Source organism: Haladaptatus sp. CMAA 1909 (genome assembly GCF_043952005.1).
Taxonomy (GTDB): domain Archaea; phylum Halobacteriota; class Halobacteria; order Halobacteriales; family Haladaptataceae; genus Haladaptatus.
In genome coordinates this window covers 548868-573134 of record NZ_JBIOAV010000002.1, presented here as the reverse complement: position 1 = coordinate 573134, position 24267 = coordinate 548868, and the positions used below count along the sequence as shown (strand labels likewise).

23 protein-coding genes and 1 pseudogene are annotated in these 24267 nt (G+C 50.7%); 12 read left to right on the top strand and 12 right to left on the bottom strand.

Annotated features, from left to right (window positions below):
- Positions 1-115 precede the first annotated feature (115 nt).
- From ACGYLY_RS20840 to ACGYLY_RS20820, 5 genes are read right to left on the bottom strand one after another with little or no spacing between them, the layout of a single operon-like run.
- Positions 116-1456: an ABC transporter ATP-binding protein gene (locus ACGYLY_RS20840; protein ID WP_395284626.1), complete on the bottom strand. Its 1341-nt coding sequence runs from the start codon at positions 1454-1456 to the stop codon at positions 116-118.
- A complete protein-coding gene (locus ACGYLY_RS20835; RefSeq protein WP_395284627.1) occupies positions 1453-2514 on the bottom strand; it encodes an ABC transporter ATP-binding protein in 1062 nt (353 codons plus the stop codon). Before ACGYLY_RS20835 ends, ACGYLY_RS20840 begins: the two co-directional genes overlap by 4 nt.
- A complete protein-coding gene (locus ACGYLY_RS20830; RefSeq protein ID WP_395284628.1) occupies positions 2511-3668 on the bottom strand; it encodes an ABC transporter permease in 1158 nt (385 codons plus the stop codon). The genes ACGYLY_RS20835 and ACGYLY_RS20830 overlap by 4 nt, the downstream gene beginning before the upstream one ends.
- 2 nt (positions 3669-3670) lie before the next feature.
- Positions 3671-4651, bottom strand: coding sequence for an ABC transporter permease (locus tag ACGYLY_RS20825; RefSeq protein ID WP_395284629.1), 981 nt, complete (start codon positions 4649-4651; stop codon positions 3671-3673).
- A gap of 31 nt (positions 4652-4682) precedes the next feature.
- Entirely contained in the window at positions 4683-6653 is a 1971-nt protein-coding gene (locus tag ACGYLY_RS20820) for an ABC transporter substrate-binding protein (protein ID WP_395284630.1), read from the bottom strand.
- A 1627-nt stretch (positions 6654-8280) separates the two neighbouring features.
- On the opposite strand from ACGYLY_RS20820, the gene ACGYLY_RS20815 reads away from it, so the two are divergent.
- Positions 8281-8751, top strand: coding sequence for a hypothetical protein (locus ACGYLY_RS20815; protein ID WP_395284631.1), 471 nt, complete (start codon positions 8281-8283; stop codon positions 8749-8751).
- A 270-nt stretch (positions 8752-9021) separates the two neighbouring features.
- A complete protein-coding gene (locus ACGYLY_RS20810; protein ID WP_395284632.1) occupies positions 9022-9402 on the top strand; it encodes a hypothetical protein in 381 nt (126 codons plus the stop codon).
- 148 nt (positions 9403-9550) lie between these two features.
- Here ACGYLY_RS20810 and ACGYLY_RS20805 read toward each other — a convergent pair whose 3' ends face one another.
- Complete coding sequence (locus tag ACGYLY_RS20805; protein WP_395284633.1) at positions 9551-10228, bottom strand: IS6 family transposase; 678 nt, start codon at positions 10226-10228, stop codon at positions 9551-9553.
- A gap of 81 nt (positions 10229-10309) precedes the next feature.
- Here ACGYLY_RS20805 and ACGYLY_RS20800 point away from each other — a divergent pair, with 81 nt between their 5' ends.
- The 3 genes from ACGYLY_RS20800 (at position 10310) to ACGYLY_RS20790 (ending at position 12792) form a co-directional block, all read left to right on the top strand.
- Positions 10310-10843: a sodium:calcium antiporter gene (locus ACGYLY_RS20800; RefSeq protein ID WP_395284634.1), complete on the top strand. Its 534-nt coding sequence runs from the start codon at positions 10310-10312 to the stop codon at positions 10841-10843.
- Positions 10844-11237: 394 nt separating this feature from the next.
- On the top strand, positions 11238-12287 hold the full coding sequence (locus tag ACGYLY_RS20795) for a TSUP family transporter (RefSeq protein ID WP_395284635.1): 1050 nt from the start codon (positions 11238-11240) through the stop codon (positions 12285-12287).
- Positions 12288-12339: 52 nt separating this feature from the next.
- Positions 12340-12792, top strand: a complete 453-nt coding sequence (locus tag ACGYLY_RS20790; protein ID WP_395284636.1) for a universal stress protein — start codon at positions 12340-12342, stop codon at positions 12790-12792.
- 204 nt (positions 12793-12996) lie between these two features.
- On the opposite strand, the gene ACGYLY_RS20785 is transcribed toward ACGYLY_RS20790, so the two are convergent.
- The gene (locus ACGYLY_RS20785; RefSeq protein WP_395284637.1) at positions 12997-15021 is read right to left on the bottom strand and encodes a type B DNA-directed DNA polymerase; all 2025 of its coding nucleotides are present in this window, start codon (positions 15019-15021) and stop codon (positions 12997-12999) included.
- Positions 15022-15031: 10 nt separating this feature from the next.
- Positions 15032-15274, bottom strand: a complete 243-nt coding sequence (locus tag ACGYLY_RS20780) for a hypothetical protein (protein ID WP_395284638.1) — start codon at positions 15272-15274, stop codon at positions 15032-15034.
- Positions 15275-16077: 803 nt separating this feature from the next.
- Here ACGYLY_RS20780 and ACGYLY_RS20775 point away from each other — a divergent pair.
- Positions 16078-16461 carry a HalOD1 output domain-containing protein gene (locus tag ACGYLY_RS20775; protein WP_395284639.1) on the top strand — a complete coding sequence of 128 codons (384 nt, stop codon included), beginning with the start codon at positions 16078-16080 and terminating at the stop codon, positions 16459-16461.
- Positions 16462-16530: 69 nt separating this feature from the next.
- Here the strand turns inward: ACGYLY_RS20775 and ACGYLY_RS20770 are convergent, their stop codons facing one another.
- Positions 16531-16767 (bottom strand): hypothetical protein, encoded by a 237-nt coding sequence (locus ACGYLY_RS20770; protein WP_395284640.1) that lies wholly within the window; start codon positions 16765-16767, stop codon positions 16531-16533.
- Between the two features lie 324 nt (positions 16768-17091).
- Between ACGYLY_RS20770 and ACGYLY_RS20765 the strand changes: the two genes are divergently transcribed.
- Positions 17092-17364 carry a hypothetical protein gene (locus ACGYLY_RS20765; protein ID WP_395284641.1) on the top strand — a complete coding sequence of 91 codons (273 nt, stop codon included), beginning with the start codon at positions 17092-17094 and terminating at the stop codon, positions 17362-17364.
- Positions 17365-17843: 479 nt separating this feature from the next.
- Positions 17844-18518 (top strand): annotated as a pseudogene (locus tag ACGYLY_RS20760) (ATP-binding protein).
- A gap of 192 nt (positions 18519-18710) precedes the next feature.
- On the opposite strand, the gene ACGYLY_RS20755 reads toward ACGYLY_RS20760, so the two are convergent.
- Positions 18711-18995, bottom strand: a complete 285-nt coding sequence (locus tag ACGYLY_RS20755) for a hypothetical protein (protein WP_395284642.1) — start codon at positions 18993-18995, stop codon at positions 18711-18713.
- 50 nt (positions 18996-19045) lie between these two features.
- The gene (locus ACGYLY_RS20750; RefSeq protein ID WP_395284643.1) at positions 19046-19978 is read right to left on the bottom strand and encodes a hypothetical protein; all 933 of its coding nucleotides are present in this window, start codon (positions 19976-19978) and stop codon (positions 19046-19048) included.
- 782 nt (positions 19979-20760) lie between these two features.
- Here ACGYLY_RS20750 and ACGYLY_RS20745 point away from each other — a divergent pair.
- The 3 genes from ACGYLY_RS20745 to ACGYLY_RS20735 all read left to right on the top strand — a co-directional run bounded on the left by ACGYLY_RS20745 (position 20761) and on the right by ACGYLY_RS20735 (position 23009).
- Positions 20761-20976: a DUF1697 domain-containing protein gene (locus tag ACGYLY_RS20745; RefSeq protein ID WP_395284644.1), complete on the top strand. Its 216-nt coding sequence runs from the start codon at positions 20761-20763 to the stop codon at positions 20974-20976.
- Positions 20973-21563, top strand: coding sequence for a YdeI family protein (locus tag ACGYLY_RS20740; protein WP_395284645.1), 591 nt, complete (start codon positions 20973-20975; stop codon positions 21561-21563). Before ACGYLY_RS20745 ends, ACGYLY_RS20740 begins: the two co-directional genes overlap by 4 nt.
- Before the next feature lie 651 nt (positions 21564-22214).
- Positions 22215-23009: an alpha/beta fold hydrolase gene (locus tag ACGYLY_RS20735; protein ID WP_395284646.1), complete on the top strand. Its 795-nt coding sequence runs from the start codon at positions 22215-22217 to the stop codon at positions 23007-23009.
- 29 nt (positions 23010-23038) lie between these two features.
- On the opposite strand, the gene ACGYLY_RS20730 is transcribed toward ACGYLY_RS20735, so the two are convergent.
- Positions 23039-23674 carry a helix-turn-helix domain-containing protein gene (locus ACGYLY_RS20730; protein WP_395284647.1) on the bottom strand — a complete coding sequence of 212 codons (636 nt, stop codon included), beginning with the start codon at positions 23672-23674 and terminating at the stop codon, positions 23039-23041.
- Between the two features lie 146 nt (positions 23675-23820).
- Here ACGYLY_RS20730 and ACGYLY_RS20725 point away from each other — a divergent pair, with 146 nt between their 5' ends.
- Entirely contained in the window at positions 23821-24264 is a 444-nt protein-coding gene (locus tag ACGYLY_RS20725) for an ester cyclase (RefSeq protein WP_395284648.1), read from the top strand.
- Positions 24265-24267: the final 3 nt, after the last annotated feature.

Below are 24267 nucleotides of genomic sequence, written 5' to 3'. Positions count from 1 at the left end.
TACACGTTTTACCAAAACGGAGGTCCATGTCTTGCCTCACCCTTACGAAACAATCCAAGCAAGAGAATGAAGCAAGAAAGAACTCAACCAAATCGAACGAACGGCATGTCTGCCGTCAGTCGTCGACCGACGTTGCCACGCGCTCACCTTCCTGAGTGTGAAGAAGGCACGCTGCTGGATGGCCAGCTTCCGATGTATTCAACGGTGGTTCAGTCTGTTCACAGACAGTCTCGAACTCCCGGGCCAACTGGGTTTTCGCTTCATCGACGTTGTGATGAACAATCTTCTCAAGTGCCTCTTCGAGCACGGATTCCGCGGCCCTGTCCGAGAGCGTCTCTGGAAGGTCATGCTCACGGCGGAGTTCGGCTTTCATCTCTGCTGCGTCCTCGTCTGATACGGCCTCTTCGGAGTCGAGACCGACGAACTCGCGGACTGCATCAACATCAATGCCATGTCGCTCAAGTGAGACGCGAAGGTCCATGACTGCTCGCCAGTTCTCCTGCTCGAAGTCGTATTCTTCCGGCTGAATGATCTCAGGACATCGGGTGTAGAAGTTACAGCCGGACGGTGGATCGGACGGATTCGGAACGTCACCGGAAAGCCCTCCTTCGATACCTTTCGTCCCAACATCAAGCGTCGGAATCGCTTGCAGTAGTGCTCGCGTATATGGGTGCTGGGGGTTCGTGAACAGCGTTTCCGTGTCCGCAATCTCGACGATCTGTCCGAGGTACATGACTGCGACTCTGTCACAGACCTCACGCACGACGCTCATGTCGTGACTGATGAAGAGGATCGAGAGATTGAACTCGTCTTGAATCTCTTTCAGCAGCGTCAGCACTTCGGCCTGCACGCTCACGTCGAGCGCAGAAACAGGTTCGTCGGCCACGATTAGCCTGGGATTCACCACGAGTGCACGCGCGAGTGCGACGCGCTGTTTCTGTCCTCCAGACAGTTCGTGGGGATATCGATCAGTGTCGTTCGCGTTCAATCCGACTCGCTCGAGGAGGTTACGGGCAATCGCGATTCGACGCTCGCGCGGTCCGACGCCGTGGATCTGGAGTGGCTCCGAGATCGACTCCCCAATCGACATCCGAGGGTCGAAGCTTGAATCGGGATTCTGGAAGATCATTTGCGCCTCCCGTCGGAACCGTTTCAGTTCCGTGTCGTTGTACTCGGTGATGTCCTCGCCGTCGAACTCGACGATTCCGTCTGTCGGGTCCTCGAGGCGCAGAATTGATTTCGCGGCGGTCGACTTTCCACAGCCCGACTCACCGACGAGTCCGACCGTTTCGCCGGGCTTGACGTCGAACGAGATGCCGTCGACCGCTTGTACCCGACCGACCTCGCGTTTCAGAACTCCTTTCTTGATCGGGAAGTGTTTCTTGAGACCCTCAACTGTGAGTATTGCATCGTCTCTATTCGACTGATCGACGCTATCTGTCGATGGGAAACTCATACGTTGTGGCCTCCGTCAGCCCGGGTATCCTGTTGTGTGTCAGTGTGACTCTCCGTTTCGTCGAGTTCCGACACATCGTATCCTGGTCCATAGTAGACACAGGACGCTTCGTGTGTATGGACACTTGGAACTGTGTGCATCGATGGTTGGTCGCCGGTGGTGCATTCTTCCACAGCATGCTCACACCGGGGGTAAAACCGACATCCAGATGGAGGATTCGTCACCGGAGGGAGTGTCCCCTCAATTCGCTTCATTGCCTGATCGCGACCAGGTAAACAGTCGATGAGTGCTTTCGTGTACGGGTGAGAAGGATTCTGTAGGACGTCTTTAACTTGTCCTCGTTCCATCACCTTCCCAGCATACATGACAACGACACGATCGGCGATCTCCGAGACGACTCCGAGGTCGTGTGTAACGAAGATAATACTCATGTTGTCCTTTGTTTGGATCTCTTTGAGGAGTTTGAGAATCTGTGCTTGGATTGTTACGTCGAGTGCCGTTGTTGGTTCGTCTGCAATGAGGAGTTCGGGGTCACACGCCAGTGCCATCGCGATGAGCGCTCGTTGTTTCATCCCACCAGAGAATTCGTGGGGATAGTCGTTGACGCGGGTGCTCGCCTCGGGAATGCCAGTTCGGTCCAGTAAGTTGACGACGCGCCTTTTTATTTCTCCCTCCGGCATGTCGTCTCGATGGATTTTGAGCGTCTCACCGATTTGCCGACCAATCTTATACACTGGGTTGAGACCGTTCTGGGGGTTCTGGAAAATGTGACTGATACGGTTGCCACGGATTTCTTGCAGTTCCCTCCCTGACATTGAACCGAGATCAATACCATCGAAGGTGATGGTGCCGTTAACGATTTTTCCGGGCGGCATGTCCAGAATCTTCGTAATCGATTCGCTCGTAACGGTCTTCCCGCTGCCGCTTTCACCGACGATAGCGACCGTCTCACCACGCTCGACATCGAAGCTGACGCCGTCGACGGCATAAGCGGTTCCAGCATCGGTGTGGAAGTGAGTTTTCAAGTCTTCGACGGAGAGCAATGGATTATCTGTCATAGTCCACCACCTCCTCCAAGGTTTTGGCGCGGATCCATCGCGTCTCTCAGTGCCTCACCGATGTAGAGGAACGAAAGCACAGTGAAAAAGAGGAAAATGCCGGGAATTGTAGAGATCCACCATGCCTGTTCAATGTTTGCTTGTCCAGCGGAGATGGTGCGGCCCCACGAGAACGTCGTAGGATCACTGAATCCAAGAAACGCGAGTGTTGCCTCACCAAGTATGAAGATCGGGATACCAATCGTAGCATTAATGATAATGCTATTTGATGAGTTCGGAACCAGGTGTCGACGAACGATATAGAGCATACCTGCCCCTGAAGCACGTGCAGCTGAGATATATGCTTCATTGGAACGCTGGAGCGCTTCACCGCGGACTGTTCTGGCGATGCCTTCCCAGCCGAAGATTCCATAGAGGGCAATAATCATCCATAGCTTGGCGCCAAATATGTAAACTAATAATAACAATAACATGAATACTGGGAAAATGGACTGAATATCAGTGTATCGCATCAAGACTTCATCAAGCCAGCCGACGTCCGTTGCCGTCGCCAGTGCGGCAACAGCGCCAACCAGCGAACCGATGAACACAGCGATGATTGTCGCGATGAGCCCGACTTCCATACTGATACGCATCCCGTAGATGACAAGCGTGAGAATCCCCATTCCTTTCGCGGATGTTCCTAAGGGATACTGCCACGTTCCCGTCTTCACGACGCCATTGATCGTTGCGGTGATTCCGACCGGCGGGAGAATTCGGTTCGTGAATCGGGTATGTGGCGGATCGATTAAGAGCGGCCCTAGCATCCCAATCGTGAATATCACAATGAGATAGCAGAGCGCGACGACGGCAATTTTGTTCTTCTTGAACCGCTGCCAGTAAAACTGACGCTGTCGCTCGTTTCTCAGGAGAGGGAGGACACCATGGAAGAACATCGCGACGAGTGTTGCCGCTAACATCCACTCAACGCTAAGGACATCCCATTTTAAGATGAGGGGCCCTTTGTTGATAACCGAGTCGTAGGTATACAGTGCGATGATGAGGAGATAACATGCAAGCTCTATGAGTAGTGTCTTCGAGAGATTGACTGTTGAGACGGTTTGGGTCTCCCAGTTGATGTCCTCGAACGTCGTATTGGTATATTTGTCAGTCATGGTTACCTACTACTGTAGTCGATTCGGGGATCTAGGTAAACATACGCGAGGTCCTCGAGAAGGTTCCCCAGAATTGCGATGAACACCGTAATCAACGTGGTGGCAAGTATCAATGATGTGTCTTGTTCAATGATAGCCGTGTAAGACATATAGCCGAGTCCAGGTATCGCGAATATTTGTTCGACAATCACTGAGCCCGACCAGAAGACCGCGAGCAACTGACCGACAAAGCTCGTTGACAGTGGTACCGCAGCCATTCGGAGGACATGCCAGATCATCAGCCGATACTGGCTTGCTCCCTTGGCTTTTGCCACTTTCACAAATTCCTGGTTCATTTGTTCAAGTGCTAACGCCCGTGAGTATCGCAGTTGATAGGCAAGTGACGCGGTGAGCAACACTATAGCCGGCAGAATCAACTGCTTAATGTTCGCAATTGAGAACCAGCCCTGTTGTTGAGGGATGCCACTCTGATAGTACGTGGGAAGAGCTTCGAATCTCACCCCGAGTAGCATTATCAAGACAATCGCGAACCAGAAGTTCGGGATGCTAATTCCGAAGAACCCGATGAAGCCTCCGGCGTAATCCGATAGCGAATAGGGCTTGTATGCCGAGTAAATCCCAAGCCCGTACCCGATCAACGTTGAGAGTATCAGAACCGGAATTGCATATTGCGCTGTATACTTCCACGCATCGAGTACCGCCGGAATCACGTATTGGGAGCGTGATTCAGACCACCCCCAGTTGAGCGTGGCCATATTGAGCATGTAATTTTTGTACCGCTCTGTCACGGGTTTGTCAAGCCCCCTCTGCTGTTTGAATTGCTCCCTACACTCCTGTGGGTCTTCACCTGTCGCGGCACAACTCATTACAGATTGCATCTGTGCTTGGTTCGGCGACGCTATGAGCAAGCCGAAGGTCAACGTCAACGCAATCCAGACCGCGACTACTGTAAACATAAGCCGCTTAGCAATGTACCATTTCATATGTTTGAATGCTAAAAATACCAGAAGTCGCTTACCGGCTGCTCTTCCCTTTAGCGAAGTACATTCTCGCATCGCCCATTGTGGCATCTAAATTGCGCGCCCAGTAGTCTTCCGGCGGGCTGTTGCCATATCCTTGCACCGGTTTGCGGTATGCGTAATAATTATGGGGATTATACTCCCAAATACACGTACGATCCTTAGAAAGGTACATAAGCATATCCTGGATCTTCTGTTTTGCTGCTTTTCGGCTCTTGGCGGTCTGTGCCTTATCGCGCATCATTTCGAGGTTCTTATCAGGATCATTACCATACATGTTGAAGTTTCCTTTCTTCCCGAATAGATTCGCGATCGTTCCAGCCGGTGTCAGTGGACCGTACGAGAACCCGAGCGTCAACATGAAGTCCCAGGGCTTGTTGGACACTGCTTTGTCCCGTGGTCCGTAGTTGTATCCCGATGGATGTTCTTTCCCGTCCTTCCCGTAACCGATGTTTTCTGACTTAGAGATTCCCTTGGCGGGGTTTTTACACTCTCCGTAATTACTCAACAAGCTCGTCCATGATGTTGTCTTTTGATTAAGCTTGATGCCAACCTTTCCAAGACGTTTCTTTAAATACGAGGCGCGGAGGTCGTCCATCTGGCTGGACTCGTACACAACGGTGAGGGAGACCTGATTACCATTTGGACCGACAAGCTTGTCACCTTTGTATTTGTACTCACTCGATGTCCCTTCCTTGAGGAGTTTTTTCGCCTTTTTTAGTGAGCCCTCAAACGTCACGGGATCCTTAGGAGAATACTGTCCCCACGAGGGGTAGAGGGTGTTCTGCACACCTGCCATTCCGCTGAGAAGATTCTTTACAATGAAATTATTGTTGTATACATGCGCCAGTGCATGGCGAACTTTTCTGTTCCGGAGTTGTGTCCATCCGTTTGCACGCTGATTGACGCCAAGGTATCCTGACCAGGCGCGGTAAGGATTTTTGTATAGCTCTATTTTGTTCTTATTTTTGTAGGAATTGACCTTGTTGACTGGGACGAATGAACGATCGATTTCGCCTGCCTGTAGGGCCTGTAGGGCAGACTGGCGCTTGTCGAAGTACTGGTAGTGGACCTCATCGAAGAATGGTGCTTCTGCGAAAATTTCGGGGACGCGGTCATCCTTTTTTGCCCACTTGCGAAGATAATAATCATCTGCCCGCGTGAAAGACATGACAGATTGTTGTCTCCACTCCTTGAGATCCCATGGGCCAAGATTCCCATTGAATGTAGCCCTCATGATTTTATCATCTTTCTCAAGACCTTTGGCGTCCTTCTTTTTCACATATGACTGCGCAATTTCTTTCGGAATCGGCATCATATAACTGAGCGGTTCATTATATGGGAAGAACGGGCGTGGGCTTGGAATCGTTTCACGAATTGTATATTTATCTACCTTTTTGAATTCGATTGGCTTGTTCTCTTGCCCAACCAAGAACTCATTTGCATATGTAAACGCGGCCCAGTCCGCCTTCCAAATATTCTCAATATTCCACAGGTAGTCCTCTGCGGTCAGCTGTCCATACCCTTCACCAAACTTCAGGTTTTTGCGCAGCTTGATTTCCACCTCCGTGTTCGAATCATTCACCTTCATGTCCTCGAACCAAAGGGGAAGGAAGTTATCGTATTTCGGACCTTCGCGAACAAATCCACCCTCCATCACTAGATTGACACGGGCACTCGTCTCACCATCGCCAATACGGAAAACGTTCAGTCCATTCGTTGGGTTGGTCGTTGCAGCTTTGTATACCCCACCCTTCGGAATATTCTGTGGGTCAGCAATCGTAGTGTCCTGTTGAGTAGAATTGCTCTTGTTATCAGTTGAACCGCCACCACTACACCCAGCAAGGCTTGCAACTATTCCGGTTGCACCCATGTATTTCATCAATCGTCGTCGATTGATTGCATCGATCTCATGGCCTTCGTCATCAGTTACCGACCGCGAATTATTACCAATGTCCACAGTCACTATGATTGACTCATTTAACTAAAATATAAGGGTTATTAACATCTATAATCTGAAATAAATATTTGAATTTTGCCATTATTGTACTCTGACTGAGTGGTTCATGAGTTATAGAAATCCGAATTTTTCCCAATAAAATGCTGAATTCTAAGTTTTATATTATTTCAATTACTATTAAGTATATTTGATTATTGGTTATATTGGATTTTAAACGTAGATGTAGGAGGTTGATTTCGCAAGGTATGGTTAGAGACCACGCGAATTGGGCTTGTTCGGCTATGGTTCCCAGAGAAAGAAGAGCGAAAACCAACCGAGTAGGGCGCATTGACCTATGCGATGGCGGGTCTTTCGCTTGCAATCACAGCGATCGTTCTTGCACAACTATTCATATCGATGTAGCGTCGGATAGATACCTGACCAATAGGTGGACCAGATCTCAAGTGAAGTACATCAAGTGAGAACTGCTAGCGTGTAAAGTGTCCCTTCATCGCTTCAAAACACTTCGAAAAAATAGAGTTTACAAAATCACTGTCGGATCAGCTAATGACAGTTTGATGGGTCGCATTTTTAGCTGCAGCAGCATACCACGACGGCTTTGAGACCTGTGTCTCACCAATCGCCGAGTAATTCGCTGTCTCTTGGATCCGAATAGTTGACCCATTATACGTTCCTGTCCCAGTGAACGAATAGCGATGAATGACACCCCATGAATCAACGATGGCAGTAAACGAGCCATTTGTGACTGTCACGGGCTGAAATGAACGTACCAAAGATGAGGGACTGCTCACATTGCTCGAGTGCAAGCGGTACAGGTTGAGCGTTGAACTGGAATCGTTTGCCTTCGTAATTGATTGGATTGAGGATGCAGTAACAAAGAGATACAGTCGATCGCGGGTCGTCAGTGAGCCAAGCATCGTCGGTCGGTCTGGCAGTAACCAATAATGACTCTCATCGTTGATGGTTATTTTACGAAGCGTCTCAGTACCATTTGACCAGTACTTGATTTTCCCCTGTGATGCACCTAGTAACGCCGGAATTTGGCCTGCATACGCTGTGTTGGAGCGAAAGTGAGTGTTGTTGTGTGTCGCTTGAATTGTAGTAGATTTGTGACGCAAGAGCGTCCCATTTGCATAGCGTAGGTTGAGGGTTTGGTGATACGTGAATGATTCCTCGGTAAGGATCCGAGCGTGTGCTGCAGTGAGTTTTTCGGCGCTCGTCACTCCGTCTGCTGTAACTCCTGGGGCAAGTGTACCGGAGAGAGTAGTGGTGGTTTCGGATTGGGATGGAGACGGGCCGGGTGAAAGGAAGCTGGTACAGCCAGCAGTGAGGATGACGAGTAGACATCCGAGATAGACAGTGCGCCTCATTATTGTTTGTTGTCTCGTTTCGCGTGAAAAATGTATTGATTGTCTCAGACGCGACGTCGCACTCGGAATGTCAAAGCAGACTACTTGAGATAAGAGTTTACTCGAAGGAGAGAGTATCTGAGGGGGTCCAGTGGCGATTAAGCTGTTATGGACACACACCAGGTTTCAAGTGAAGACTGACAGCTAAAACGCCAGTATCGACTACAGAGCGTCTATGTTTGAGACGTGTTCCGTGGACTGTGTGTTTTATCGAGATAGGGAGAATGGTTGAAAAGAAACGAAGTTACTTTACGATCTCCGGAGATAGTGACTACATGAAACGTCGCTGGTTTCTGGTCCTCGGAATCTTCCTCATCATCAGTCAACTCACGGTCCGCGCAGCATTCGGCCTTCCAGCCCCGTCCGAATCGAGTGCGATAGCAACATTCGTGATCACTGGCAGTGCAGGCATCCTATTCGTGATCGGCGGTACCGGAAAACAGGTTGGCCCCGCCACCTGGAACCAATTCATCGGGGCAGCTGATCTCCTGCTCGGTCTGATGTTTGTTCTGGGCGTTGTATTCCCAATCTGGAACAGTACATCGCCGTATGAGAGTAGCATCCAACCGTTTCTTGCGGTGGCGGCTATCGGCGGCGGTGCGTCACTCATGTTTATTGGGATCGACTGGGTTCGTGGCGGCCACTATTTCGATCTCTCCTCATACGAGCCCGGACCGATTCTTTCACGTGGATAAGCCAGCTGAGCTCAAGAAAATAGATGAGCGGTTAGTTCGAGGTCGATGATGGCTTCTTTGATAGTGGTGGAAGATAACCAACCCATTTGGCGAGATAGCCTGGTGTCACCATATCTCTTGCACTAAGCAGAACCAAGAGAGTCTAGCAAGCGTCTCGAGTGATGTACTTCCGTTTATCAGGTTAGAGAGTAGAAAATCGACTTCAAGCTGAATAGAGATCGTAAATCAAATAGTAAAAGGATTGATGAGACCTCCCAGAAATTAGAGACCATGTTTGAATGGCTCTTTCCGCAGTGGTCAAATCCCACTTTCCTCGCTGCGATCGTTGGAACGCGAATTTTCATCAATCTGATTCTGACGACGATTGTGGCAAAAGCAACTAGTGCTACATCGGGTTCAACAGTCGTAATGGCGGTTTTGACCGTCCTTTCAGCGGTTCTAATGGTTGTCGTGCTTCGCGGCGGTCTCGGACTCAATGCGTCCTATCTTGAATTCCTTCTCCAAGTGACTCTCCTCGTGCTCACAGGATACGTCGTCGCTTCGACCTGCGAAAATGGTCGGTGGAGAGTCACTGTTGCTGTCTCCCTTGGTGCGATTGTACTATTGCTCATTATGATCCCTCTCTATGGTGAGGCCACGGTTGCTCCCTGACCATCCGGAGCATCTCCACTGCTGCTTATACTGCCCACAGGAAGTCAATCGCCTAAATCAGGCAAATTCGAGAGATCGACCTCGCTTTCGTCGTTCGTTCTACTTCGGTTATAGAACCAATCACGCATCTTAAAACGCGCGGCACTGTCTAGTTTAGCTCCTCCTCGACAGGCGTTCGGTTGTTGAGCGATTGATGCGGTCGCTGATGGTTATAGTAATGCACAAACTGTTCAAGCCACTGCTGGACGCTTGGCCGACTGCCCACCCACGACGTATGGAAGCGGTCGACGCGCTGTTTGAGCGTGTGAAACCACTTTTCGATCAGGTTTCGCTCCGTGTAGTCGAGCCGACCGCTCAACCCAATTCGAAAGAGGGCAGTCCGATACCCGTAGCCATCAACGAGAAACACGGTGCCCGAGAGATCGTGTTTCTCGGCCAATCCAGACAGAAACGCAGCCGCCGAATCAGTGCCATGCCGATCAAACACTTCGATACCAAGCAGCAGCTTTGTTTCGGTGTCTATTGCAGCGTACACCCAAGACCATTCACCGTTAATTTTGACAGCGGTTTCGTCCACCGCGACCCGCGTCGGCGTCGCCGACGGCGGGTCGGAGACGCTGTCAGCCAGCCGATGTACCCACTGAAAAATCGCTTGATGTGACCGTTTAACGTCGAACAGTGCTAAAATTGCTTTTGTCTCCCTGAGTGAACAACCAGTCGCATGGAGACGGACGGCGAACGCCCTGACGGGCGTCGCCGTCCGTTCGTTCTCCCAAGTTTCTTCTAAATCCGCGTCTAAGCCTTCTTCGAGCAGGTTTGCGAGCATCTCTAGGCAAGTTACTCAACAACCTGCTCATTCCTCAAGCTGGCTTAACTAGACAGTGCCGCTGAGAAGTATGTCCCAGGTATGCATCAAAAAGATGCACACGCAACTAACCCACATACTCTTCTGGTCGTGTTTCAAACACTATTCGCATTGGGCCTCATCATTGGAGGTGCGGATATGTTCGTCGTACACACCGAATGGGTCTCAAAAGAGATACTGAAGATTCCTGTCACCATCGTTGCGCTGCTTATTGCTCCACTTGCGACAGAACTCCCCGAGAAATTCAATAGCATCATCTGGATCTCCCGGGATAAGGACATACTTGCACTTGGAAATATAACTGGAGCAATGGCCTTTCAAGGCACCGTGCCAGTAACACTCGGAATTATCTATACATCATGGGATATTTCATTGCAGTGGGGAACCAAGAGCTTCCTCTATGGGTTCTCGGCTCTTCTCGCGCTTTTAAGTGCAGGGATTCTCTACCTCCGTGCTCGGACCATCACTGATGGAAATATGAATCCATATCCATTCCTGATTGGTGGCATTCTCTACATAGTATTCATTGGAGTCGTCATCTACCATGTGTTGATTCTCCATATCAGTGGTGCGTAATCTGTAGTTGCCTGGGTCTTCAACTGATGTTAGGAGAAACAAGAGTGGGAAACTCGATACCCAGTACCTAATTATTGAATCACTCCCGTATCTATCCATGGTTATTTCTATTCTCTACTATTTATAAATTATAGTCATAAATTTAGGTAACTAAGAGATGACCTCTCCGGTCGACCAGAATCTGTTCAATTACCACTGTGTAACATATGACACTGTTATCTTCATGAGAAACAGGAGATTGTCTGGAGACGAACCGCTATAAGAGATTGATATCAATATACAACCCATATTTCAGTTCAAATGTCCAAAATTTGTGTCGAAATCTACAAACACAACAATCATATGGCTGAGTGACGTATAAAGGATGTATCTCCTATTTGGGGAGGGGGTTGCAATGGATTCTAGCAAAAAGCGCACTGTCGAGAATGAAGTAGCTTACATCGAACACGATGTTGCTGAACTAGAAGCAGAGTTAGTCGATATCGAACCCGTCGAGATTGGCACAGAGGCACAGCACCTCGACGTCAGCAAGACATTTACCGAGCGAATGCGCCTCCCTCAGTCGACGATACGTCGACTTGGGTATCTCGGGATTATCTATATTCTCGGGTTAGCCATCATGGTGCCGTTTTTCGGAACATCAACAGAAGCGTTGGTGCTGCCACTCGTTCCAACGATTATCGCTCTTGCCTTTACGTTCGAACTTATGGACTCATCTGCAGGGATGGGGTTTGGCACTGCATTAGCGCCAGTCCTGTTTCTCCTCGGTTACAGTCCACTCGAGGTGACACCTGTTCTCCTCATTTCCGAGTCGATCACAGGTATCGTGTCAGGTGGTGTCCATCACGAATTGAAGAACGCATCCTTCTCGTTCCGACCGTTAAATGATGAGACGAAATTGATGCTCATCATGGGTGGTGTGGGAGCAATTGCAAGTATCGTCTCGATTGTACTCACATACTTCGCGCTTTCGTTCCCCGAATCATACATCGAAGCCTACGTCTCACTCCTTGTCTTAGCAATGGGGCTCATTGGGTTACTCCGGGCACGAGTCGTGACGACGATTGAGTACAAGCCACGTCGCCTCATTGGCTTCGCAGCACTTGCTGGAATCAACAAGGGAATCGGCGGTGGTGGCTACGGACCAGTCGTCACGCTCGGACAGATCCTCTCCGGTGTGTACGAGAAGAGTGCAACCGCTATCGCGTCGCTCGCAGAAAGTATCGTCTCGCTCGTCGGCGTTATCACGTTCTTTGCGCTCTCAACACAGGGCGTTGGCGTCAACCTCGTGCTCCTTCCATCCATTTTCGCGGGTGGGTTTCTCGCATCGATCGGTGCGCCCTACCTAGTGCGGGTTGTTCCGAACCGGGTCTGGCGCTATATCATTCCACTGTACGCCTTCACCATCGGGGTGCTAGGGTTGACTATTGGACTTGACGTCTAAGCGGTTGACTACTACCCCGGCGTATCCATGAAATCTCAGACTAACCGAAATCATGTACAAGACAATCCTCATACCAACTGACGGAAGCGAACATGCGAACATCGCGGTCGAACATGCAGTAGCGTTAGCTGCCCAGTTTGATGCGACACTGCACGTCCTCTCGGTCATCGATACGCGACACCTCGGAATCACGACCCCAACCGAACTCGATATCGAGCAACTTCGATCGGCATATAGAAAACAGAGCGAGGAGGCGATCGATGAGGCAGTGCGACGAGCAACAGTAGCCGACGTATCAACCGTCACAGACATCCAAATTGGCGTGCCTCATCGAACAATCACAGAGTATGTCGACGAACACGGCATCGATCTCGTGGTGATTGGAACCCATGGACGGACGAGATTACGTCAAACGCTCCTTGGGAGTGTGGCTGAGCAGGTATTACGGACGTCCTCAGCACCAGTCCTCGCAGTGCGCTCCGATCAACAGCTCGTGGATGATTAGTGACTCACGGGTTTCCCTTGTGATCTCATTCACCATTGTAAATCGTTCCATCATCAAATTCACACTAACTGGCGTTACAAGATACGTACGCTACGATTAGCACACTTGTTGAAACCGGTCACCAATGGAGAGCTTCGACAGGAGATGATTCTCGTCGTATAGAGGCGCAGTATGCAACAGATCTATTCTCGATACCAGGGATCGTTAAAGAAATGATTTGAGACTGATTTCGTCATGACTCGAAAGGAATTGCTCAATACGCTTCTCTCGCCATCCAAGCGGTGACAACACACTCGCTGCTGCCCGAATCAACAACTCCCGATAGAACCCGATATCATACTCGTTCAACTCCTCACTCGCCAACAGCACCCGCTCTCGCGAGCGCTTCCCGTCGTCAACCACCACAGACGACACACTCTGACTAGGGGCACGCGCCAAGCCCAGATCAGCCGCCCGCTTTAGCGCCGCCACACTCCGTGTGGACTGCGTGTAGTCCTCCCGTTGTTTCGAAACGCGATTCGTGATCACCAACTCATTCGGATCGACCGGTCGAATCAACGCTTTCTGCGCATCGTCGATATACGACGGCGTACTCCGCTGTCGGCACTCGATGCCACGATACTTGTACTCATCTTCACCAGCAACCTTCCCGAAGTACTTGATCAATGCACCAGCATCTGAATCACGTAACGGCACAAACGATATCCAGTCGTAGTGAGCTTCATGCTCAAGCCGAATCGCCACCTCTTCAGAAATCTTCGAGACAAGCTCTGAAAGCGACGTCTGTTCCGCTCCCCCAATCGGCGTCACCCATACGCTATCGACGATCCCATGCACGATTCGCCACCCATGCTCCTCGAGTACTGCTTTCGTCTCCAACAAAATCTCCCGAGCATACGCGTTGATCGCTTCGTGGCACTCGATCCGTCCGAACTTGGCATTCGAAAAGCCCTGATAGCCGAAACAGGAGACCAAAATCCACTTGATTGCACTCGATTGACCTTCCAACTCCTCGCGACGCTCTTCGTCCTCAGTCTCACGAATCTCGGCTTTGATCGCATCCCGGTCTTCAATCAACGGCTCAAGCACATCCGGAAGGTACCCTCGCTCGTCACAAATCGAGTAGCCGATTCCCGGTACATCCTCCCGACCAGCGTGACACTTACAGCGAATCTTCTCCGGACTCACGTTCCGCGTGACGATGATATTCGGATACAACGAGGAGAAGTCGAGTTCGTGAACGTCTTCGTGTAACCCGACGTCCGGCGCAAAGGTGAACCCACCCCGGTCGGCGTCGTGCAACTGACGCATCGTTTTGAACTTCTCGTGCCGCCAGGAGTGCCACGGGACAAGCACATCCCGCTCGCGAGCTTCTTGGATCTGAATCCCGGTCAGAATGGTCCCGATTGATGACCACGCCAACTCCTGTAGTGGTTTGCCCGACTGTGCGACGAGATACAAACAGCCATCGAGGTTCGTCTGGTTCCACATGAACGTGTTCGAGCCGTCGATAATCACCCGGCCCGGGAGATTGTAGCGTGCTGGTGAGTGGCCGACTTGCCCATAGCTTTCGTAGGTCGATTCGCCCGCCAACTGCTGCCACCCTGCTCTTCGTCCAAGCTGGAACTCTACGTCGAGTCGATCGGCCTGCTGAAAGAGGACGGGAATGAGGTCGCTGGTATTCAGGAAGAGTACATCCGGATCAGCACGTTCGACATGAGCCGACAGCGTGGCTAATACGTCCGCACCACTCCCAGTCACCGTCTCATCGTCAATCGTGAGTTCGGTAACTCGCTCACTCACTAATTCCGTCTCCGGTACAGCAATCTGCATCTGTGAGAGTTCGTGGGTCGGCAGTGGGTCAATCCCCTCTTCAAGACAGTACCGAAACTCCCGCGAGAAGTCGACATTGTAACAGCGATACTCACCAGGCGAACCCCACTTGCTCACCATTTGCGCCACTGAATTCACTGCCTTGAGGTCGACAACATCCACTCGAAGTACTTGCTCGGGATCATGCCGAAAACTCACGCGTTCATCAACCACGGCAACCCGCACAACGGCAGGATGATCACGGAGTGCAGCACGTGCCGTCGAAAAATCGCCATCACCGTGCACCGACACGTAGATTGTCGGCGTATACGATTCATCGACTTCACACTCTACCCCCGTCTCGGTCACTGACCAGGTGAGGACGTCGCCGTCGACGTAGTCGATTTTGTACACCATGTCCTCATCCTCAATCGTTCAAATCTTCCTCTAAGTGATCAAGCCGTTCTTCCAAATCCTCAATCTGCTTTTGCTGTTCGAGCAATATCGAGATCGGAATCGGTGTTTCAACGAACAGGGGCTTGTGAACCGTGCTGGGATCGGTATGCAGCTGGGCATACTCGAAGAGTCGATCGAAAACCAACTGATCAGTCGGTCGAAGTGCTCGGCGATACTCGTCCCATCCCGTCGTGATTTGGCTGGTTTGCATCATTACAGAACCACGACTACCGAGAGTCCCTTAGGCAAGCCCGAGTCATTTCCAAAGGTTCCGATACAGGAGATACCGCTGTCAACACGTATCGGTAGCGCCACCTGCTGACTACCATACTGTGAGGAGCAAGACCGCTATTGACGGAGGTTCTGACCGGACGACACCACCGTGAGAACGGTGCAACGCATTCGACTCAGCCCAAGCATGATGGGCTAGATAGGAGTTCACTCCATACACGAGATTTGGGCGACATGGAGCTACTTGTGGAGAAATCGGCTCGATGAATCGATCGAAGATAACACTATAAGTGATCTGATTAGTTCCTCGGAGGTCCATGGATGCTCCGAAGCGGTGTGCACTGGACTATCGGACCGAAACGTACATCAATTTCACTCCAAAGCAACCCGGCCATATCGAGCAAATCCTCCTCGATTTGTCTGTTTCCGATTCGTGCTTCCGAAAGCCAACGACTCATCACAATCAGTATGCAATAAGCTATGGAAGATCCAGTCAGAAAGGGAGGATGGCGGCAGTTCGGGAGGCAACTCACAGGGAGCCAATTATGATGGATGTCTCTGGGTGATGGCACCAGACAGTGTGTCTCTGCTGTGGGCTGTGTGAGTGCATGTAAACCACTGGTCGGGAGTATAAAAGAGATACCGTAAGCACAAAATTTGATTTTAGTATCTATTTAGCGCACTAAAACCACAATATACCCTTGTAAGTCAACTTTTCTAGTGACGTTCAGGGAGTTTTGGAGGTAGGCAGCTATTACTCAAATAGTTACAGGACAAAGGGAAAATATGCCCAGTAACATACGAACCGTCGAGACAACAAACTGGTTCGAAAACGAGAACACATCTACTGGCTCAAATTCCCCACCACAATACGCCCTAATCGCGACCCAATCGATTGATCCAGATCACTCACTACCAGTGAGTGTGATCGAAACGGTCGTCGAGACACTGAGACCACCAGGTGGCCAGACGTCGCTCAATTTATACCAGCACGTCAATCCGGATGCCCTCGAAGAGCTTATCGAAGCAAGTAAAGCAAAACAAAGTGGTGTCGAAGTACGGTTTGTGATCGAGAACCATCTCGTTAGCGTTCGGAGCGACAACACTGTCCGTATCTACGAACCACTTGGATCACAACGTACCGAGAACGACAGTGCCATATTGAACTAACCATCCCAAACAAAGTCCAGATGCTCTTCGTATCGAATCGACCAAGAAGCGCTATCGAGACTGCCGTCGCTATGCAGAGCTGTAATCAGTGAGTCGAATCTTTCCCTCCACTTCGTAAATATGGCCCTTATCGTGCAGCCGTTCGACGATATCCTCGGCAGATGGTCGTCCAAGATCCTCTTCATCGTCCAAAATCGAATAGGCCTGCTCGTAGGTGAGCTCGCGCTCTTCAGGGAGACGTCTCGCGAGCGCATCAAGCGCGTCTTGCGCAAGTGGGGAGAGCGGAGATTTCCCATTTGGAACCATTCGTACCCTCCAATTGAGCTACCGCACAGGTAAACCCTCGGTCAGAGTCTGTTCGTGCCACTAGTTAATGCGATGTAGTAAGAGGAATAAGCAGCCGATATGGGAGTATGGGTTGGGATGAGTGCGAGAACCCACATCGGCTGCTGGGTTGCTAACTGCACTCGACGCTTGGTATCCGACGGATAAAGTCTTCAGCCAACCACAACGGAAGTGAAACTCAACGTACCTCCTCCAAATTCGATTCTACCATTCTCAGCATCACTACTGCGCCGAGAACGGGACGACAAGGCAAACACTCATGGTTAGCATAGCGTACTACCGCCAATGCCCAACACAATCAAACGCTCCGGCGATGGCCTCGCTCTCCAGGTCACAAAGCCCGCCCGAGCCGCTGGACTCGTCGAAGAGACTGACGACGACCCTCCCCGCCTTGCAGACATCCGCGTGTTTGCATTCGATGGTCTCCTGCTCGTCGTCGACCTCGGCCGCATCAATGACGAGAATATGGTCGAACCCGCAACGTCAGCCGCGCTCGACACCGTCTCGATCCACCGAGTTGCAAACGCTTCACTGCAAATCGCAGGGAATGGCTATTAGGTCCAACTCCCCGGTGCTGCAGATGCAGGATTTCACGTTGGTGATCGAGCGCCCTGTACACCAGCGCCGAATCTGCTCGTGAATTGCGTCGCTAATTTAGAGCAGATAGCACTGACGAGTGCTTTTAAGCTTAAGATTAATGTTAATAGCGTGGCCGCTCCCCGATTTCTTGCTCCGATATCGCTATTTCGTAACTCTACTGGATATTTGCATTGCTACAGATTTCCAACGCTGGGCCATTGACAAGACAATTGTATTAAACTTAAACCCAATCTTAAGGTTAGTATTTCTATCAATTTTACCTATAGCAGGTTCACTCCTTGTTTTTTCGGTGAGCCTCCCACCGAGTCCGCATAAATTCGAGACCAGGCGAGCTCATTGTCGATCTGGAACCAAAAGTCGACACTGAACCAGATGATTAGTAAAATCACGATTTAGATAACCGCTACGATTATCATCTACTGGCTCTAAGTACCCGTATTGCCCCACCGCGGTTCGTCAACCGAGAGAAAGAACTCGACACATTACGATCGCAATTTCAACGTGATACTGCCGACTTGAGCGTTATTTATGGACATCGTCGACTTGGCAAGAGCGCACTTGTCCGTGAAGCAATCGACGATTTCGACAATGCTGTCTACTGGTAGGCGACCGAGGAAACACCGGAAGCCCAACTCACTAACTTCGTCGAGACGGCGAGTAAGGTCTTCCCGATCGTGGCTGATATCCAACGTGACTGGGAGGCACTGTTCCGCGCGCTTGGCCGGGAAGATGCAATCGTTGTCCTCAACGAATTCCCGTATCTCATTCAGTCGGATGATGCGCTTCCGTCACTACCAAAAACCTACCACGGAATCGGGTATTGATGGCACCGTCAGTTCGAATTAGACGTTGTTGATCTCGCGAGTGATGGAACACTCGTCGTGGACGAATGCAAATACACGTCTCGAGAAATGAATGGGGGTGATTTGATTGACCTTGAGCGAAGTGCAGCACAGATACAGTGGACGCCGGATGACGGTGGTGAACCAACGTACCGCTACTGTTGTTTCTGCCGCTCTGGATTTTCAAATGAGCTCCAAGCTACGGCTGATGAACGGACTGATGTCTCACTGTTCACACCCGACGATATTATCACTAAAATCGGGGAGTAAACTACTCACTTCCGTTGTACTACCTGCTCCTAAATCTTAATATTAATCTTAAGATCAGCTTGACAGGCGCATCACGGACTTTGGTATAAAGATCAAGATTTCCCGAGATTGTTCCTCCCTCGCTACCCACCAGCGGTCAAAATCTCCCCCATCAATAAACAGTGAGAAATACGGGTAGAATTGATCTTAAGATTAATATTCTCTATCGATTTCCCATTTCCGCATCGCGCGTTCGAACGTTTCAGGATGGCGACGAGCTAGCTTCTTTAGGTGCTCGCGAAATGACTCGGCCACGTTGAATTCGAGGTTGTCGTCGCTCCGCAGTTCTTTGTAAAACCGGTGCATCGGCTCGTCGACTGAGAAGCCAACAGTTTGTTCTTTTGGTCCTTCTCCGAGTTTGTTCAAATACTCGTCCGCGTCGAATTCGTTTCTCGACGTCTCTTCGTTTGTCTCCCCACCCGATTCTGCTGCATCCATCGCATCGTTCAGTGGATTACTCATTGTTGATCTTAACCTTAGCTTTAATCTTAAGTGTACTGCTCGAGTGTCGTGTCATCGATTTCTACAACTTCGATGTCATCGAACTGCCGTGCACCAGCACGGAACGCGTGGTAACACTGTTGCCGAATCGATCGGGGAGTCCCGTCACTTCGATCGACAACCTCGTCGATTGCGCCTGCACTGTAGGGATCAGATGAGTAGCCATCACTGTACTCTTCTTCGCGTGCGAATGCGAGCCACCGTCCGATCAGTTCATCAGTCTCGGCAAAACCAAACCGTTCCAGTGATCGATCTTTCGCAACGAGACGAGAGGTAAGTGTCTCGCGAAGTTCGTCGATTCGCTCACTTGCTATCGGTGTACCGAACAGGAACAACAGGAATACTGGCTCTTCATCACCGAGGTCACCGACACTCTGCAACGCGGCGAGTAGCTGTTCGTACGTACGCGTGTTGCGTGCTGCATCCTCGAGCTGATCCACTTGGATGATGCAGGCGATGTCCTGTTCTTCGAGCTGAGCGGCTACGTCTTCGACGATCTGTCGGACCTCATCGGTCGGATGTGGATAGGCATCCGGTATCTCCAGGTCTTCATACTGTGATAGTTCGTCTAGTAATCGTGTGTAGAATCGTCGTGTTGTGATGGACTCGACTTCACGAATCCGTGCAATGTGGAACTCTTCGCTTCGGGGGCCGTTTGCGAGTGCGTCATAGACGAGATCGCGAAAGTGAGTCTTCCCTGCCCCGCGCCGGTCGATGATCGAGACGTGGCCCGCTCGGTTCAGAATGTGTGAAGCGACTTCGTTGAGTAAGTCATCGTTCACACGGACGGCAACCTCTGGATTCGGTAGCGTTTCCGCGGTGAACGGAATCCGGTCTGGTTTGATTCCTAGTTGTTTCGCATAGCGTTTTTGCACGCTTTCAGTGTCGTCGAGTGCTTGTGTGAACTGGTCCGTTCCCATACACCGACACTAGAGTGAATAACCTTAAATCTAATCTTAAGATTAATCTGCTGTTCGAGTTGGGGAGTGACACTGAACCGTTTCCCTCAACTACTGACCCAATAGGTAGGCGTCTTTACTGCAACTATGGACAACCGACAACCCACTACCATCACAATGCTTAATCTTAATTCTAACCTTAAGAATCGGGCCCTGTTCTGGTTAGGTAGTGATGAGTCCGATATAGAAATTAAGATTAAGATTAATCTTAAACAGTCGTAAAACAGCAAATGAAGCTTGAATGTTGAATAATTCGTAGAGGGTCGACGAAGAAGACGAGGCCGAAATGGTCGCGACAACGGTTCGAGATAGTGAATTACCCCGTCCTACGCGCTACGCGTGTTGAGGACGGGGCTTCCTGTTTCCAAGACGATCTGATATCTATTGACGCTCACATCCCGCGTTGTTTGGCGAGGAATCGTGTGTACCGGCGGGGTACATGCGAAGTGTCTTTCGAGGATACTTCTAATTTCAATGCAGGGCGCACGCCATAGGAATTGAGATTAACGTGAACGTCACCTGTGTCCGTCATCCACGTCGGTTAGTCCCAAGAGAAGGGGTGGTAATTCTCCGGGACGTCAGGCTTGTCGGCGAGTGGCGACCAGTGGGTGTATTCGAGTACGCGTGGGGGTCGATGCGCTGAATCTCGCCCTTGTCCTCGTACGTCTCGTCCTCCCACTTGCCGAAGGTCGGGTGGTCGTTTCAAACGAACGTATATGAGTACCTCTAGCCAACGAGAATCCATGGCAACCTACATCGCGTTCCTACGTGGGATCAACATCGGTGCACACAACCGGATGAAGATGGACGACCTGCGGGGACTCGTCGAATCTTTGGGGTGCGATGGCGTCGAAACGTACATCCAGAGCGGGAACGTGATGTTCGAATCCGCGGATGACGAGGAAGCGGCGCTTCGCGAGACGATTCACAACGCGATTGAGGAGCGTGTTTCGGCATGAGCGAAGACCCGATTTTCTTCGAGTCACGCGAGGCGTTCCGCGAGTGGCTGAACCAACATCACGACACGACCGAGGAACTCTGGGTCGGGTACTACAAGGTTGACGCAGAAGAAACGGGAATCGAGTACAACGAGTCGGTAGAGGAAGCGCTCTGTTTCGGGTGGATTGACGGTCTCATTAACAGTATCGACGACAATCGATACAAACGCCGGTTCACGCCTCGAAAACCCGGGAGTAAGTGGTCAAAGAAAAATACGGAGCATGCGCGGGCAATGATCGAAACGGGAAAGATAACACCGGCCGGGATGGAACTCATCGAGGCGGCGAAGGAGTCGGGTAAGTGGGAGGATGCCTACCGACTAGCCGACGACCACGAGATACCAGCTGGGCTCAAGGCAGCGCTACAAGAGAACGGGACGGCGTGGCGAAACTTCCAGACCTTCTCGAACACCGACCAGCACGCGTTCATCGCGCTCGTCGAGGAGGCGAAGACCGCCGAAACGAAAGCGAAGCGCATCGAGAATACCGTCGAGCTCGCGGAACAAAACCTCCGAGCATACGACGAGCAGAATAAACGGCGCTTGTGAACGACCCGCTGGTTGGTGTTTCATCAAGATATTTCACCGCAACAATGAGCCAACCAGCGCGATCGGATACGGTTACGGAGATCTCTCCGAAAATCGGCCTACATCATCTCCCATCCTGTACCATTACCTGCCAGTCTCCCGTGCATCTACGCACTGAGTGATGCAAGCGCGGCCAGCAACAGTACGAACGAGATCACGGCCGCAGTCTTCGAGTGTGATTCCACTGTGTCCAGCGAACCCGGATTAGAAGTCCCACATCATGAGCGCCGCGATGTTCGAGAACGCACAAACCAGAGTGAAAACACGATGACGAAGACCCCGAGACGCCGACTGACGTGTTTGACCGGCTCACCGCAAAGAGAAGTTGAGGCTGCTGTTCTCAATGTATATCGAAGATTATTAACTACACTAAACTGACAGCCCATAAATTCATTCTATCCTCGATAGGATTTCAAAGTGAGTAATACGGCCTATTGAGTACTCGGAGATGGTGGAAACTTGGATGAAGGGTGCCCAAGAAATCGAAGACTATCGTGAAATGGGTTCAGATGTCTGTGGAATATACCCGTGTGATTTTGACTGTTCATGCATTTAAAGATAGAACTTTGTTTCTGTGCGAAATCATGCTATCTCCGATCCAAGTCTATTCTGATGTCGTCTCTCACAACAAACGATGGCGTCGAACTATACTATGAAACACACGGAACAGGGAAACCGATCGTACTCGTCAGTGCGTGGTCCAGCACGTTACAATTCTTCGAGAAAAACATTCCCGACCTCGCCGAAGACCACCAAGTAATTGCATATGATCACCGAGGCCACGGTGAATCGGAAACCCCCGGCCACGGGTATCGCATCGCTCGACTTGCGATGGATCTTAAAGAGCTATTGGACCATTTGAACCTCACTAATGTCACCGCAGTCGGATGGTCAATGGGAGCAGATGTGTTGTGGTCGTATCTGGAGCTTTTCGAGAGTGATCGCATTTCGAAACTGGTCTGTGTCGACCAATCCCCCAAAGAAGATCTTGTCCCACACGACTGGGATCGGCAAAGCTGCTTCAACGTCGAGGCGTTCACCAAACTCGCAAAGGACATCGAGTATGCAGAAGAGGAGGTCTTCACTCGCATGACTGGTCGGTACGATTCAGTAACGCTCGGTGAATCAGGGTTTGTGAACGAGATGGTGAACTGCTCGACGACGGCAAAAATCGAACTCATGCGTGATCTCCTCAATCTCGATTGGCGGACATTCCTTCCCGAGATTGAAATCCCGACGCTGGTGTTCGTCGGCAGAGATAGCCGAGCAACGCCGCCAGAAGAGAGTGCGTACGTCGGCGACCAAATACCAACTGCTGATACTGTGTTCTTCGAGGACGCTGGCCATATGCTGTTCTGGGAACATCCAGAGAAATTCAACGAGGCAGTCCGTGACTTCAGTAACTGAAGGCCGGGTTCCCAGCCGCTATCTGTTTACTATTGTGCCGCTTCTGCGGCGAAATTCTTGATGATCCGACCTTCAGCTCGATGGCGCAATCGACTTACCGCAGATTTGTGAATGTCGAGGATTTCTCCCAACTCAGCGAGCGTACAGCCGCGAGGAGTATCGTAGAACCCGCGTTCAACTGCTTCGAGAATGAATTCCCATTGACGATCTGTGAGCATCTCGCTTGCAGTGTGGGATTGGACTAGTGAGACGATCTCATACGGGATACCTGCCGCCGCTAATTCGTCGGTATATTCCGATAGCTGTTCGTGTGAGGCCTCTAGCTTGACGGAGAACCATCCGTCCCGAAGGATCGTCGGATATATTGAGATATTTTTCGACCGGCGGAGTGGATCATACGACTTCGTTGCTGTTGTCTGGAACTGGAGCAACACCATTCGCTCATTGGCATGATAGACGTCAATTGCGTCTACTTCGGGTGTGTTCTCGAATCGGTGAACGAGTGCATCTCCCTTGGACGTCAGTACTTCAAGAATGACGAACGCACCTTCGTCTCGTAGTTGGGTGGCCTTCAGCTTGAACTCGGCATCGGGGAACTCACTCGAAATCATCGCCAACCAACCGTCTACCGCTGTTCCATCGAGCTTCACCTGGATTTGAGGCATCTCAGCAGAGAATCGGCCACCGATGTACTTAAAAGCAGAAACTTGTTCCTACACAAACTCACGCTTGCACTCTACCTACTACCAGGTGCAATTGCAATGAATTCACAGACGAATATCAGTATTGACACCGACGAGGACTGGTATTGATGACAGATCCAACACCAACTTCTCAATTAGAGGCGAATAAGCAGCTTGCCCGCCGAATTCCGGAAGAAGTCTTTGCCGGAGGTAACCTCGAGTTGCTCGACGAACTATATACCGAAGATGCTGTCGAACGCAATGCGATGGGAATTCATCAAGGTCGATCGGCAATCCGGGAATCCTATAACAGTTTTCTCACCGCATTCCCCGATGTCTCGCAGACTGTCGAGAACATCGTTGCGGAAGGAGATCTCGTTGCAATGCGTATCACAAGTCGTGGAACGCACACAGGTGTGCTTGGAGGACTTGAGCCAACTGGAAAAGAGATCGAAGTGCAACAGATGTTTTTTGCCCGTATCGAGAACGGGATGATCATCGAACGATGGTTCTTGCCCGATAACCTCAGTCTCTTGCAACAACTCGGTGTCATCGATTTTCCACCCTCGTAACGC

Bases quoted from the DNA above. Each gene is read 5' to 3' on its own strand.
- ACGYLY_RS20840 (WP_395284626.1), bottom strand. From the start codon at position 1,456: ATGAGTTTCCCATCGACAGATAGCGTCGATCAGTCGAATAGAGACGAT.
- ACGYLY_RS20835 (WP_395284627.1), bottom strand. From the start codon at position 2,514: ATGACAGATAATCCATTGCTCTCCGTCGAAGACTTGAAAACTCACTTC.
- ACGYLY_RS20830 (WP_395284628.1), bottom strand. From the start codon at position 3,668: ATGACTGACAAATATACCAATACGACGTTCGAGGACATCAACTGGGAG.
- ACGYLY_RS20825 (WP_395284629.1), bottom strand. From the start codon at position 4,651: ATGAAATGGTACATTGCTAAGCGGCTTATGTTTACAGTAGTCGCGGTC.
- ACGYLY_RS20815 (WP_395284631.1), top strand. From the start codon at position 8,281: ATGGTTGAAAAGAAACGAAGTTACTTTACGATCTCCGGAGATAGTGAC.
- ACGYLY_RS20810 (WP_395284632.1), top strand. From the start codon at position 9,022: ATGTTTGAATGGCTCTTTCCGCAGTGGTCAAATCCCACTTTCCTCGCT.
- ACGYLY_RS20805 (WP_395284633.1), bottom strand. From the start codon at position 10,228: ATGCTCGCAAACCTGCTCGAAGAAGGCTTAGACGCGGATTTAGAAGAA.
- ACGYLY_RS20800 (WP_395284634.1), top strand. From the start codon at position 10,310: ATGCATCAAAAAGATGCACACGCAACTAACCCACATACTCTTCTGGTC.
- ACGYLY_RS20795 (WP_395284635.1), top strand. From the start codon at position 11,238: ATGGATTCTAGCAAAAAGCGCACTGTCGAGAATGAAGTAGCTTACATC.
- ACGYLY_RS20790 (WP_395284636.1), top strand. From the start codon at position 12,340: ATGTACAAGACAATCCTCATACCAACTGACGGAAGCGAACATGCGAAC.
- ACGYLY_RS20785 (WP_395284637.1), bottom strand. From the start codon at position 15,021: ATGGTGTACAAAATCGACTACGTCGACGGCGACGTCCTCACCTGGTCA.
- ACGYLY_RS20780 (WP_395284638.1), bottom strand. From the start codon at position 15,274: ATGATGCAAACCAGCCAAATCACGACGGGATGGGACGAGTATCGCCGA.
- ACGYLY_RS20775 (WP_395284639.1), top strand. From the start codon at position 16,078: ATGCCCAGTAACATACGAACCGTCGAGACAACAAACTGGTTCGAAAAC.
- ACGYLY_RS20770 (WP_395284640.1), bottom strand. From the start codon at position 16,767: ATGGTTCCAAATGGGAAATCTCCGCTCTCCCCACTTGCGCAAGACGCG.
- ACGYLY_RS20765 (WP_395284641.1), top strand. From the start codon at position 17,092: ATGCCCAACACAATCAAACGCTCCGGCGATGGCCTCGCTCTCCAGGTC.
- ACGYLY_RS20755 (WP_395284642.1), bottom strand. From the start codon at position 18,995: ATGGATGCAGCAGAATCGGGTGGGGAGACAAACGAAGAGACGTCGAGA.
- ACGYLY_RS20750 (WP_395284643.1), bottom strand. From the start codon at position 19,978: ATGGGAACGGACCAGTTCACACAAGCACTCGACGACACTGAAAGCGTG.
- ACGYLY_RS20745 (WP_395284644.1), top strand. From the start codon at position 20,761: ATGGCAACCTACATCGCGTTCCTACGTGGGATCAACATCGGTGCACAC.
- ACGYLY_RS20740 (WP_395284645.1), top strand. From the start codon at position 20,973: ATGAGCGAAGACCCGATTTTCTTCGAGTCACGCGAGGCGTTCCGCGAG.
- ACGYLY_RS20735 (WP_395284646.1), top strand. From the start codon at position 22,215: ATGTCGTCTCTCACAACAAACGATGGCGTCGAACTATACTATGAAACA.
- ACGYLY_RS20730 (WP_395284647.1), bottom strand. From the start codon at position 23,674: ATGCCTCAAATCCAGGTGAAGCTCGATGGAACAGCGGTAGACGGTTGG.
- ACGYLY_RS20725 (WP_395284648.1), top strand. From the start codon at position 23,821: ATGACAGATCCAACACCAACTTCTCAATTAGAGGCGAATAAGCAGCTT.